The organism is Sphingobacterium sp. MAE, from assembly GCF_056711605.1.
On sequence record NZ_CM160044.1, the window covers coordinates 1921010 to 1934881 of the forward strand.

Here is a 13872-nt window from a genome sequence, read left to right on the forward strand (position 1 = left end):
GATAAAAAAAAGGCTAACCGATTAAGATTAGCCTTTTTGAATATCTTTAATTTTATTTATCTCGACATGGACTGTATCACATTAACATGTGATTTAAAAGCCGAATTTAATGTTTTATATTCCAAGTATTTAACATTAAACTCTTGACACGTTTCTCTCACCAATTTATTAATGGCTGGATAATGTATGTGACTTATCTTTGGGAATAAATGATGTTCCACTTGATAATTTAGACCACCTAATATCCAAGTCAAAAACTTATTTTTTGTAGCAAAATTTGCTGTTGAGCTCAATTGATGGATCATCCATTCATTTTCCATTTTAGTTGGATCTGTTGTCTGTTCTAAAGCAACAAATTCTGTTTCTGTTACGACGTGAGCCAGTTGGAAAACTGTTGCCAAACATATACCACATGCAATGCCCGATATCAATAATCCCACTAAAGTAGGCACCCAACCAACAACTAAAACAGGGATAACAATAAAAATGCTAAGATGAACAACTTTACTTACCCAAAATATTACTTTTTCGCGTAAAGGGAAGTCAAATGATTTTTTTCTGCTACCCATAGCTTCAAGAAAATATTTTTCATAATCTTGGTAAAATATCCACGCTAAATAAGATATACTGTATAAAAGCATAAAATAATACTTTTGATAGGAGTGGTGCTTCTTTAACTCTTGGTCTTTGTGCACACGCATAAATTTAATATCAATATCATGGTCTTCACCTTCAATATTGGTATAAGTATGATGTGCTATATTATGTTTTAGTTTCCAAAAATATATATTGCCGCCCATAAGATTAAGGCTGTAAGACAAAGCGCTGTTTAGTTTTTTACTGTTAGAAAAAGTATCATGACCGGCATCATGCATCACATTGAATCCAATCGCAGCAAAGTTAATACCGAGCAATATTAAAACAACAACACTGATTAACCAATGAGGTTGAATGACAACTAATATGATATAGAAAGATATAGCCGTTAAAAACAGGATAATTGCTTTTGTTAATACTCTTTTTTCTCCTGTTTTTTGAATTTTATTAGTTTTGAAGTAGTCGTTAATTCTTTCCTTTAAAGATTTGGAAAATAATGTGTTAACATTATTAAATTTAATTGTTGTTTTCATTGAGATCGTTTAACTCTGGTTAAAAATAATGGTAAAACTAAATTTACATACAGAGCTTAAATTGATTAATTTATTATTTGTATAAAGGTAACAAATATTTTTTTCAATGATGTTAATTTAAGTTAAAGGTTTTAAAAAGTAATTTGGTCCTTTATGCAGAGTTATTTATTGAGATTCAAGTTTTATTTTAAATTTTGCATATAATATGAAATTTTTAATAACTGCACAAAAAAAGGGGATTGCTGTAATTAGCAATCCCCTCTTCTGTATCAATCTTCAATGTTAGTTTAAAGCATTGATTTTAGCTGTAATTTCTGAAGTTTTTGCTTCATCTTGCATGAAAACGTAATAGTTTTTTAGATTTGTTAAAGCATCAACATTCTTAGGTTGCAGCTCCACTGCTTTTGTTAAATATACTAATGCAGGTTTTATCTCTTCTTTAATCTTAGCAACCCCTTCATTGTATTTTGCTTGACTCAATGATCTATCATTATTCAAAATATTCAATTTTTCACGAACACCGTTCATCATTGTAATCGCGATATTGGTATTTGCTTCAAAATAATCAGGATCAATAGCTAGTGCTTTTTTATAAGCCTCGATAGCAGCAGCGTCATTTTTATTTGCAGAATTAGCAATACCTAAATAATAATTTAAACTTTTATTATTTGGATCCTTTGCTAATTGTGCCGTGATACCAGCTAAAATTTCTTTTTCACGTCCAGTAATCAAGTTAAACTCAATATTTTGAACTGCCGCAGCATTATCTTCAGGATATAATTCTACCGCTTTAGCAGCATATTCTAATGCTGAAGTTGTATCTTTTGCTGATAAATATAATTTTGGAAGATCTACCACTACCTGTTTGTGAGAAGAAAATTCTTTCACAGGAATCAATTGCTTATATTTTGCAATTGCTTTACCGTAATCATTCACCTGTAATGCCGAAATACCGCCATAGTAAATTAATGTGGTATCACCTGGTAAGTATGTCAAAGCTTTTTCAAAAGAGTCATAAGCTTCTTTATATTTTTGACCTTGATATTCTTCAGCACCGATATTAAAATTATATTGACCTAATACTTGCTCCGACACACGGATATTATCTTTATTTGCACCATCAGTATCCAAAGATTTAGCTTTAGCAATTCCATCTTCTGCTTTTTTTGCAGCTTCCGTAGATTTATCCAAATTAGCTAAATTAGCATATACTAAAGAATAGATCGTCCAAGCCTCGGCATTATCTTTTGTCTTGTCATGAACAACAGCAAGATCAATAGCTTCTTGTGCAGTTTTTAAATTTGGCAAAGCTAATTGTGGAGTACCTGCGCCTTTCAGTTCTTCAAATTTGGCTATACCCGTTTTTGCTTTATTAACATTATTTTTTTGTGCATACACAGATGTTCCTGCCGATGCAATAGCTGCCAATAATAATAATGATTTAATGTTCATCTCTAATTAACTGTTAATTGATTTAATAATATATTCACACGATCTAATTGTACAAAATCTTCTATCGCATTGTAGTAAGTAGATAGGGCTTTAAGTGCATTAACATCATATGGTTTAATTTCATTTGCTTTCAGCAGATATGCCTGTGCATATTGTCTATCTTCGTCTGTTTTAGACTTTAGGAAATCTTTCAAATAAATAAGTCCTAAAGCTAAATTTGATGGATAATTATTAGCATCTAAACGCAAAACCTTGTTGTAATATTGTTTTGCATTTCGAATATCTTTAGCGTCTTCATATGCATATCCACCTAGATAATTTAGCTCCACATTTTCAGGTTCCAATTTGATCGCTTCATCAATGATAGGCAAAACAGCGTCATAAGATTCATTTTTAGCATAAATATCGATTAGTTTAAAAAGAATCTCTTTATTTTGAGGAAATTGTTGACGACCAGCTGTCAATGTGTTAAGTTCATCTTGTTTGGTGCCAATTTTCTCGTATACCGCCGCTAGTTCCAGATAATATTGCGCTTTGCGAGAATCCTGTTTGATTAACTCATTATAATATTTAATGGCATCAGGATATCTTTTACTACTTACCGCTAGCGTTGCTAAATTAAATTTTAAGTCAGCATTTTTAAAACCAAGAGAATCTACTTTAAGAAATCCTTTGTAAGCTTCATCAAACTTGTTATTTTTCAAATCAATATTTGATTTGTAAATTAAAGACGTTGCTAAATTTTGTTTGATATAGTCAACTTCAGTTGGAAAATTTTTATAAGCCTTTTTGCTATTGATCAGTTTTAATGTATTTAGACTTTCATCAATAGGGTCGAGGGTATATTTCTGTTTTCTTGTTGAATCTGCCACAGCAAAGGAACTATAAACTAATCCTCTTAAAATATTATTCCGAACAGAAGATGAATCTTTTCGAGTTTTAAATGCAGCATCACTAAATTTTCGTGCATTTTCAAGATGTTTTATATCTCCAGTTTGCGTATAAAGTGCAAAACTGTTGCTGCCCTCCTTGATATTGGATTGGGCAACAACAGTTAAACTTGAAGCTGACAGTATTAATGATGTCAATAATGCTCTCATTCTATTTTATTCTTCGTTAGATTCAGATTTTTCGTCTTGATCGGTTTCTGTTATTTCAGTCGAAGCTTCTCCATCTTTTGTTGTTGGCATTTCACCATCTTCATCTGCGATCACTTCTTCTTCCTCTTCTTCTCGATCTACTTTAGTAATAGATGCGATTTCATCATCACCTTTTAGATTAATCAAACGTACACCCTGTGTAGCACGTCCCATTACTCTTAGTTGTTCTACTGAAATACGAATAACAATTCCTGATTTATTGATGATCATCAAATCTTCAGTATCGTTAACACCTTTTACCGCTACTAAACTACCTGTTTTTTCTGTAACGCTAATTGTTTTCACACCTTTACCACCACGGTTTGTAACGCGGTAATCTTCGATGTCTGTACGTTTACCATAACCTTTTTCCGAAACAACAAGTACCGTAGTCTCTGGATCATCTACACTAATCATACCAATTACTTCATCAGTTTCACTACCCAAAGTGATACCACGAACACCAGTAGCTGTTCTTCCCATTGGTCTAACCGTAGACTCGTTGAAGCGAATAGCGCGTCCAGAGCGTAATGCCATTACAATTTCGCTAGTGCCACTCGTTAAACAAGCTTCTAATAATTGATCTCCTTCGTTGATGTTAATAGCATTAATACCATTAGCACGAGGGCGAGAGTAAGCTTCTAAAGATGTTTTCTTAATTGTACCTTTCTTAGTACACATAATGATGAAATTATTCTCCAGATATTCCTGGTCTTTTAAATTCTTCACTAAAATGTAGGCCTTAATTTTTTCGTCTTTTGGAATATTGATGATATTCTGTAAAGCACGACCTTTAGAAGTTCTGCTTCCTTCCGGTACCTCAAATGCACGAAGCCAGAAACAACGTCCAGATTCTGTAAATAGCAACATGTAATTATGTGCCGAAGCTGTGATGATGTGTTCCGTAAAGTCTTCTTCACGTGTAGTTGAACCGATAGATCCACGTCCACCACGACCTTGACGTTTATATTCAGTAAGTGGAGTACGTTTTACATAACTATTGTGAGAGATTGTAATCACGATTTCTTCATCGTCAATAAAATCTTCCATACGCATATCTTCAGCCGAGTGTACGATAACCGATCTACGTTCGTCACCATATTTCTCTCTGATTTCGATCAATTCATCCTTAATGATTTGCATACGAAGACCTTCGTCTGCTAGAACAGATTTTAAGTATTCGATTGTTTTCATTAATTCAGCATATTCTTCTTTGATTTTGTCATGTTCCAGTCCAGTTAGACGACGAAGCGTCATATCTAGAATAGCACGAGCTTGGAGATCTGATAAACCAAATTTCTCCATTAAACCTACGCGGGCATCTTCAGGAGTCGCAGAAGCACGGATAAGTTTAATAACCTCATCTAAATGATCTAGTGCAATTAAATATCCTTCTAATATATGCGCTCTTTTTTCTGCTTCAGATAATTCAAATCGAGTCCGGCGTGTAATTACATCATGACGGTGATCGACAAATACCTGAATCATATCTTTCAAATTCATCAACACTGGTCTTCCTTTGACAAGTGCAATGTTATTTACTGAAAACGATGTCTGTAAAGCAGTATACTTAAATAGATTATTGAGAACAACATTTGCATTAGCATCACGTTTGATATCATAGACAATACGTAAACCCGTACGATCGGACTCGTCTCGAATAGCTGAAATACCTTCTAGTTTTTTCTCATTAACCAATTCAGCGGTACGTTCAATCATATTCGCTTTATTGATTTGATACGGAATCTCTGTTACAACGATTGATTCTTTACCAGATTTTGATACTTCAATTTCGGTTTTTGCACGCATGACCACACGACCACGACCTGTATTTTCAGCATCTTGCACTCCCGAATAACCATATATCAAACCACCAGTAGGGAAATCTGGGCCTTTGATGTATTGCATTAATTCTGGAATGTCGATATCGCGGTTATTAATATAAGCAACTGTACCATTAATGACTTCTGTCAAGTTGTGCGGCGCCATATTTGTCGCCATACCAACTGCGATACCTGATGCTCCGTTTACTAATAAATTAGGAATACGGGTAGGTAATACTGTTGGCTCTTGCAAAGAGTCATCAAAGTTCAATTGATAGTCAACTGTATCTTTATTAATATCCGATAAAATCTCCTCAGCAATTTTTTTTAATCTTGCTTCTGTATAACGCATTGCTGCAGGTGGATCTCCATCGACTGAACCATAGTTACCCTGCCCGTCCACTAAAGGATAGCGCATGTTCCAATCTTGCGCGAGACGCACCATTGCATCGTATACGGAAGTATCACCATGCGGATGGTACTTTCCTAAAACGTCACCAACGATACGTGCCGACTTCTTGTAAGGTTTACTACTTGTAACACCTAAATCCAACATGCCATAAAGAACACGACGGTGTACAGGCTTCATGCCATCTCTAGCATCTGGTAATGCACGAGAAACAATAACTGTCATTGAATAATCAATGTAAGCAGTTTTCATTTGATCCTCTATACTTACCGAAATAATTCGATCGTTTGCAGGCACTAAATTATTATCATTTTCTGTTTCTTCAGCCATATTAATTTGGTTTCGATAAAACTATTAAACAATGCCGTCTACACGGATTGCTACGCATGCGAAGTTACAAAAAAATAACCTCAAAAGCGAATGTTTTGAGGTTCAAGATAGTGAAAAAAATAGTCTATTTTTTTATTGATTTTAAAATCAAAATCTAATCACAGTTGCTCTCTATCTTAATTTTTTAAAACGTAGTCGAAGTGAATTGCCAATCACAATTACATCTGAAAATGCCATAGAGAATGCCGCCAGCATAGGACCTAAAAATCCCATCGCTGCAAGTGGTATTGCCACGATGTTGTAAGCAAAAGCCCAAAATAAATTTTCTTTGATTGTTTGTAAGGTATGTCGACCAATAAGTAATAGATTCTCAATGGATTTTAGATCAGAGTTCAATAAGATAATTTTTGCCGATTGAATGGCAATGTGACTTGCATCTCCCAAAGAGATGCCAACATGAGCTGTGGTTAGGGCAGGGGCATCATTAATTCCATCTCCAACCATGGCGGTGATACCTGTTTTTTTTAGTTGATTGATGATGTTTAATTTTTCTTCTGGATTGCGGTCAGAATAAACTTCTGCTATTCCCAGTTTTTGAGCCACTTGATCACATTTAGTTTTGCGGTCGCCACTCAGTATGACGGGTATAATGTTTTTAGCTTTAATCGCCTGAATCAATTCTTTTGCATAAGGTTTTATTTGATCTTCAATAACCAGTCCCGCAACAACAACGTCATTGATAGATAATATCAAGTCATAACGGTTTGAATAATCAACTTTTCCTAATCGTGCATTGATCAGTTTGTATGCATTGTTGTTGGTATCTGTTGCATAGATGCCTTCGCTTTTAATTTCTTTGACATCTTGAAAGATGATGCGGTATGCTTTCACCTCTGTCATATGTTGGCGTATAGAGGTTGCAATAGGATGATTCGAATAACTTTCTAATTGGGCGATAATAGATTCAACTTGCTTTTGTTCGATACCAAAAGTTTGGATTGCTTTAATATTAAAATCGCCCGTTGTCAAAGTACCTGTTTTATCAAATACCATATACTTCAATTCTGACATTTCTTCGATCGTATCACTTCCTTTGATTAATATTCCCATTTTTGCAGCTCTGCCCAATCCAACCATGATTGCCGTTGGAGTTGCTAACCCCATAGCACAGGGGCAGGAGACGACAAGTACAGCAATGGCATTCATAAGCGACTGTTGCAATGAAATTTCAGCAATAAAATACGTGATGAAAAATGTGAATACCGCTATGACAACCACTAAGGGTACAAAATAAGAGGCAACTTTATCACCTAGCTTTTGAATAGGAGGTTTCTTTGATTGCGCATCTTTGATCAAGGAGATGATCTGTGAAAGTACCGTTTTACGACCTACTTTAGTCGCTGTTATCTTAAAGTTACCATCTGTTAAAGTTGTTCCTCCAATAACGCTATCATATTTCTTTTTAAATACAGGTAGACTTTCCCCCGTGATCATAGCTTCATTGACAAACCCATCCCCAGATAAAATATCACCATCGACAGGGATGAGATCTCCTGATCTGATGAGTAGAACATCTCCCTGTTTGACATCTTTCGTATGTATTATTTCTTCATGTTCACCTGAGATTCTGGTCGTATTCACATTTTGAATTTTGATGAGATCTCCAATTGCTGAGGTTGTTTTTTTGACAGACTTCTTTTCTAGCAAGTTTCCTAAAAGAACTAAAGTAATAATCGTAGCACATGTTTCATAAAACATATAATCAGGGCCCAGCTGCTGAATGGTACCGATGAGACTGTAGGTGAATGCTGCCGACGACCCTATAAATATAAGCACATCCATATTAGGCATTCCATTCCTTAAGGAAAAAAATGCACTTTTGCCAAAATGAAAGAAACCAAGTAAGAATACAGGAATACATAGCCCAAGTTGTACATAAGGATCATGCAACAAGGGGTGATGGATAAACATATGGGCAAATAATGGAATCGTAAAAATGAGACTGAACCAAAATTTAGTTTCTATTTTTTTGTAAAAATGCTCTTTCGGCGCTTCATCGGTTACGACATGGAAGCCTAAGTTTTCTATACCCTTGGTTATTTCTGTAAGACTTTCTTGTGCGATACCTGAAAATTTCACTTCATCTGAAGCAAAGTCCACAAATATATCTTTAGCATCCTTTTTCTCTAAATATTGATGTATGGCTATTGCACAATTCGTGCAATGCATCCCAGTTACAGTAAGTTCTACAGTTGTTGTTTCTTCCTTCATACTTTTTTCGACCGCTGGTCTACTGCAAATATACTTAATTTTAGGTGTATCATTTTTCTATATTGATTGAAAAATGATTAGTTTAGTTCCTCAAGAAAATCAGATTTAAATGGTTAAAAATAAATTGTCCCTATCATTCGTCGTTCGTTGCATTCTTTGGCTAGCCTTAAGCTACTCATTTGTTGGTTTAGCCTCATTTTATGAACAAAATCGTATTATACTACATTTCGCTTATGCTTTAAACACATTTTTGACTGCCAATCTGCTTATTTCTATTGGACGATTTTTAATTGTTTCGCTATACAATCGTAAACATGCAAATCACGATGTCAGGGGTAATTTTGTTTTAGGTATCTCACGCGTTGCGCGTGTGCTCAATGCTGCTATGATTGTGGTTACGGTTATGATTGCATTGGGTATTGATCCAAAGGAATTCATTACTAGTATGACCATTGTCGCGATGGCGATAGCCGTTATCTTTAGGGAGTACATAACCAATATGATAAGTGGATTATTGGTCATGTTCTCTGACCAATTTTCTATTGGAGATCATATTAAAATCAGCAATTATCAAGGTAAGATCGTTGATATTACCTTAGCCAATATTGTTGTTAGGGATGAAGATGATGATGTGGTTTTAATTCCTAATAATCTGATATTTACGTCCACTATGGTGAATAAGTCATCTCAAAAGTCCAATAAGCTCATTGTCAAGTTTGAGCTTCCTTTAGAAAAACCTCTTGAGATTACTTCTTTTGAAAACCATTTGAAACCGCTGCTCAAAGTAAATAGCAACATTATTTGGAATGATTTATTTAAAATAAAAGTCGCTGAAGTGGGCAAGGATTTTGTTAAATATAAAATTGAACTGACAACCATATCCAGCAGCAATAAGTTACATCATCAGATTCAAAATGAAATCTTAAATGAAATGTTATTATTTCGCTCTAGAGAAGACTAGATTTTGCGAACTTTTACATTTTTAACAAAATGATGACTACCTTTTTCTAAGATCAGATCTGCTCGATATCGAGTCGGCAATATATTGTGTATTAGATTTGGTTTGTTGATCTCATTCCAGATTTGATGCGCCATCTGAATACTCTCCTCTGCGTTCATATCGGCATAGCGATGAAAAAAAGATGCTGGATTTTGGAAAGCTGTACGTCGTAAAGACTCAAATCTATTGGTATACCACTCTAATAGATTTTTCTCACTCGCATGAACGTAAATGGAGTAATCAAAGAAATCAGAAACGAAAACACTGTGTCCTTTTCTTGGTCTTTGCGAATTGACTTGCAGTACATTGATCCCTTCAACAATAAGGATATCCGGATGATCTATCAATTGTTGTTGATCGTCCGGTAAGACATCATATTCAAGATGACTATATAAGGGGACCGAAAGGGATCCCATACCTGATTTTATCGCCGATAAAAATTGTATTAATTTTTTAGCATCGTAACTCTCAGGGAAGCCCTTTCTATTCATGATATCTCGCTCATTTAAGATATGATTAGGATACAAGAATCCATCGGTCGTTACTAAATCTACTTTTGGCTTATTAGGAAGTAGGCTCAAAACCCGTTGTAGTACACGGGCAGTCGTACTTTTTCCAACAGCAACGGAACCTGCAATACCAATAATAAATGGAAGTGTACTTTCATTTTTTTCAAAAAAATGGTTTGTACTTTTATGCAAGTCCTGAAAACGTTCAATATGAATACCCAAAAGATGACTTAGCGGAAAATATACATCTTCAATTTCTTCAGCGTTCAAAGGTTCATTGAGTGCATGCAATTGATCCAAATCGTGTTGCGAAAATTTGTGCTTCAAGTGACCATTCAGTTTTTTCCAATTTTCTCTTTTTATTGAAGTAAAAGGAGAGTCAATTGGAGTGTGCTGTTCATTTTGCATGTTCATAGATTCTTTGTGGCGACAAATATAGCATCTGATGGATATAATCAAAAATTCTAATCGATTTTTTTAGATCAAATTAGAAGAAATGATAATTGGATTAGACAAAATTTTGTGAATAGGACATTTTTCTGCGATCTGTAGCAGACGATCTTTTTGCTCCTGGTCCAATTCTCCTTTAAAAGAGAGGTGACATTTTATATAGGTTGTTTGTTGTAATTCACTTTTTAAAGTTTCATAGGAAAGTTTAATATTGACCTCTTCCAATTTCCATTTTTTACGATCGGCATACATTTTTACTGTCATTGCCTTACATGAGCCTATTGCAGATAGTAATAGGGCAGGAGGATTAACCCCTTTATCCTGTCCACCTAGTTCTTGTGGCTCATCAGCAATCAAGGTATTTTTCCCATGTGTAATGGTTGTTGTATAAGGAATATCGCCAATCGTTACCAAGATCTCGTTATCGTTCATATTTCTAAATATAAATAATAATTAGGATAGTATGAATTTAAAGTTTTTTAAATCCTTATTCATCTTCCAATAGCCCTTCGATGATCAGGCTTCCAGTCGCTGGATTGGTTGCCAGTGGAACATTATATAAATCGCAGACCCGCATTAACATTTGAATATCTGGTTCATGAGCATGTTTACCAAGTGGATCCCTAAAAAAGATGATACCATCCACCTTTCCTTCCGCAGCAAGAGCAGCAATTTGTGCATCACCACCCATAGGACCGCTTAACTTTAGCTCCACTTCAAGCCCTGTTTGTTTCACATAAGAACCAGTTGTACCAGTTGCGACCAAATGTGCCTTTCTTAAAAACTCGATATGATCCTTTACAAAAGCAACCATTTCTGGTTTCTTACCATCGTGCGCGATTAAAGCAATTGTTTTTATCATCTAAATAAATATTGAAAAATTTAACCAAAAAAGATATAGGCTAAAATAATAGCCGCGATCAAACCCACCAAATCAGCAATCAAGCCACATATAAGAGCGTGTCGGGTATTTTTAATACCGACAGAACCAAAATAGACAGCCAGAACATAAAAAGTTGTTTCAGAAGATCCCTGGATAACACTTGCCAGTCTACCTTGAAACGAATCAGCCCCGTACGCTTGCATCACATCTACCATAAGACCTCTTGCACCACCGCCACTTAACGTTTTCATCAATCCAACCGGAAGTGCTGGCACAAAACGCGTGTCTAGACCAAAATAAGCAAAGCATGCCCCGATTGCATTTACAAGATAATCCATACATCCAGTAGTCCTAAAAGCAGAAATAGCAACTAAAATAGCGATTAAAAAAGGAATAATCATAATGGAAGTTTTAAACCCATCTTTAGCCCCATCAATAAAAGCATCGTATACATTTAGTTTCTTAAATGCACCATAAACGATAAATAAGATGATAATAGAAAAGATTAAAACGCCACCAATTAATCCAGTAACAATTTCAATTTTTTCAGGAGGTAAGCCATTTAAACCAAAATATAATGCAGCCATTAAAACAACAAAGCTCCCTAAAAAAATGAGTATAGGTAATTTAAATAAGTTGATTTTTTGAAAAAAAGCAACAGCCACCATACCAGATATAAAGGAAATAAATGTTCCGATTAAGGCTGGAATAAAAATATCAGCAGGATTAGCAGCACCATTAGCCATCCGTAGTGCAATGACTGATGTAGGAATTAATGCAATACCTGCCGTATTTAAAACCAAAAACATGATTTGTGCATTAGTCGCTGTTTCTTTTTCAGGATTGAGTTCCTGTAGTTCTTGCATTGCCTTAAGTCCAACGGGCGTGGCGGCATTATCCAAACCAAGCATATTCGCAGAAAAATTCATGATAATAGAACCATTCGCAGGATGATTTTTTGGAATCCCAGGAAACAACTTACTAAAAAAAGGATTAACCGCTTTAGCAAACAGTGTAATCATACCTGCTTTTTCACCAACTTTCATGATACCCAACCAAAACGTCATCATACCAACTAGCCCTAACGAAATTTCAGCCCCATTTTTAGCACTGTCAAACATGCCATTGATTATTTTCATGAAAATCTCGGTATCACCAAAAAAAATGAGCTTGATCAAAGCAACAATGAATGCAATAACAAAAAAGGAGATCCAAACGATATTTAGTGCCATATTGATTTAAAATATGCGTAAATGTAAACTTTTACAACCTATCCATCAACTTCGACCACGGATTTTTCTTGTTTTTAGCATTATTTTCTTTGATCAAGTGATCTACGATCCGGTTCAGTTGATTTTCATTTTCACTCATGAGTCTATCTGCCAGAGAGATGAGCTTTTGGATGTTGTTTTGGGAAGCTGCATCCATAGAAGATTCGACACTTGACATATTTGTAGGTTCTAAACGAACATAATTTTTTGATTTTCGATTAAACTTGAATAATTGTTCAATAAAAAACTCTGTGCTTTCAGAAGAGGCGCTAGTCATGATATCCACCAAGGCAGGTCCGATCTGAATAGCTAATTTTTTCTTAAAATGTTCATAATTATAGGCCGTCTTTGCTATACCTGTGCCTAAAGAAACCATAAATAAATCGTTTATTTCCGTATCTTCAAAAGCCTTCATCACCTCCAGCAAAGCACAAATGGATGGATTTTGAGCCACCATCCCACCATCTACCAATGGATATCTCGTTCCCGCTATGGAGTAGATTTCAGCAACAGAGAAATAGGTAGGAGCAGCTGAGGTCGCTCGGCAAACGTCTTTTAAATAGAAGTCGCGGGCTGTACCATGCGTGATCGCTTTTTGTTGCCTAAAAAAATGATTCTTTCGGAGCTCTATATTATACGCCGTGATGATACATGGCTTGATGAGTTGACTGAGTTTCGTTTCTCCAAAATATTGTTGCAATACACTCTCAAGCGCAGTAGCAGAATACAATTCGCTTACCAAGCCAAATTCGCTTAAAAATTTTCTCCATTTTGTCGTTTTAAAAATATCACTACCGTGAGAAACGTAGAGATTGAGCGCCTCTTTAGCAGAAAATTTAGGTTTTAAAGGATTTTCATCACTAGGGTATAATAAGATACAGGCCAAAATACCACCTGTACTTGTACCCGCTATAAAATCAAAATATTCGGCAATTCGAGCATCAGGATCATTACATTTTTTTTGAAGAATTTCTTCTAATACCACTAATACTAAAGCTGGTATTATACCTCTAATCCCACCCCCATCTATGGAAAGTATATTTTTCATTTTTAATGTTTATCCTTATAAAAATAGGATTAAATAATGAAATAGGTAAATGCTTTTTCTCTTTATTTATTGGATATCGTCTTGTTTGTGGAACAATTACTGTCGAATGACATGAATGTATCAAATTAGAGTTCAAATAAAAAGGGTGCGATTATTA

At 35.0% G+C, this 13872-nt stretch carries 11 protein-coding genes; 1 reads left to right on the top strand and 10 read right to left on the bottom strand.

Annotation, left to right across the window (positions count from 1 at the left end; translation table 11 throughout):
- Positions 1–56 precede the first annotated feature (56 nt).
- The 5 genes from AC06G9_RS08160 to AC06G9_RS08180 form a co-directional block, all read right to left on the bottom strand.
- Complete coding sequence (locus AC06G9_RS08160) at positions 57–1130, bottom strand: fatty acid desaturase family protein (protein WP_045754479.1); 1074 nt, start codon at positions 1128–1130, stop codon at positions 57–59.
- A 282-nt stretch (positions 1131–1412) separates the two neighbouring features.
- Positions 1413–2582, bottom strand: a complete 1170-nt coding sequence (locus AC06G9_RS08165) for a tetratricopeptide repeat protein (protein WP_248754139.1) — start codon at positions 2580–2582, stop codon at positions 1413–1415.
- A gap of 2 nt (positions 2583–2584) precedes the next feature.
- A complete protein-coding gene (locus AC06G9_RS08170) occupies positions 2585–3682 on the bottom strand; it encodes a tetratricopeptide repeat protein (protein ID WP_480957853.1) in 1098 nt (365 codons plus the stop codon).
- A gap of 6 nt (positions 3683–3688) precedes the next feature.
- Positions 3689–6283: a DNA gyrase subunit A gene (gyrA, locus tag AC06G9_RS08175; protein WP_045754482.1), complete on the bottom strand. Its 2595-nt coding sequence runs from the start codon at positions 6281–6283 to the stop codon at positions 3689–3691.
- Positions 6284–6454: 171 nt separating this feature from the next.
- Positions 6455–8554, bottom strand: a complete 2100-nt coding sequence (locus AC06G9_RS08180) for a heavy metal translocating P-type ATPase (protein WP_480957854.1) — start codon at positions 8552–8554, stop codon at positions 6455–6457.
- A gap of 109 nt (positions 8555–8663) precedes the next feature.
- Between AC06G9_RS08180 and AC06G9_RS08185 the strand changes: the two genes are divergently transcribed.
- Positions 8664–9515, top strand: a complete 852-nt coding sequence (locus tag AC06G9_RS08185; RefSeq protein ID WP_045754484.1) for a mechanosensitive ion channel family protein — start codon at positions 8664–8666, stop codon at positions 9513–9515.
- On the opposite strand, the gene coaA is transcribed toward AC06G9_RS08185, so the two are convergent.
- From coaA to AC06G9_RS08210, 5 genes are all read right to left on the bottom strand, one after another.
- Positions 9512–10477 carry a type I pantothenate kinase gene (gene coaA, locus AC06G9_RS08190; RefSeq protein ID WP_248754137.1) on the bottom strand — a complete coding sequence of 322 codons (966 nt, stop codon included), beginning with the start codon at positions 10475–10477 and terminating at the stop codon, positions 9512–9514. The two genes, AC06G9_RS08185 and coaA, sit on opposite strands and share 4 nt — an antisense overlap.
- Positions 10478–10540: 63 nt before the next feature.
- Positions 10541–10945: an OsmC family protein gene (locus tag AC06G9_RS08195; RefSeq protein ID WP_045754486.1), complete on the bottom strand. Its 405-nt coding sequence runs from the start codon at positions 10943–10945 to the stop codon at positions 10541–10543.
- Positions 10946–11000: 55 nt separating this feature from the next.
- Positions 11001–11375 carry a methylglyoxal synthase gene (locus AC06G9_RS08200; RefSeq protein ID WP_045754487.1) on the bottom strand — a complete coding sequence of 125 codons (375 nt, stop codon included), beginning with the start codon at positions 11373–11375 and terminating at the stop codon, positions 11001–11003.
- A gap of 20 nt (positions 11376–11395) precedes the next feature.
- Complete coding sequence (locus tag AC06G9_RS08205; protein ID WP_045754488.1) at positions 11396–12628, bottom strand: nucleoside recognition domain-containing protein; 1233 nt, start codon at positions 12626–12628, stop codon at positions 11396–11398.
- Positions 12629–12659: 31 nt separating this feature from the next.
- Positions 12660–13715, bottom strand: a complete 1056-nt coding sequence (locus tag AC06G9_RS08210; RefSeq protein WP_045754489.1) for a patatin-like phospholipase family protein — start codon at positions 13713–13715, stop codon at positions 12660–12662.
- Positions 13716–13872: the final 157 nt, after the last annotated feature.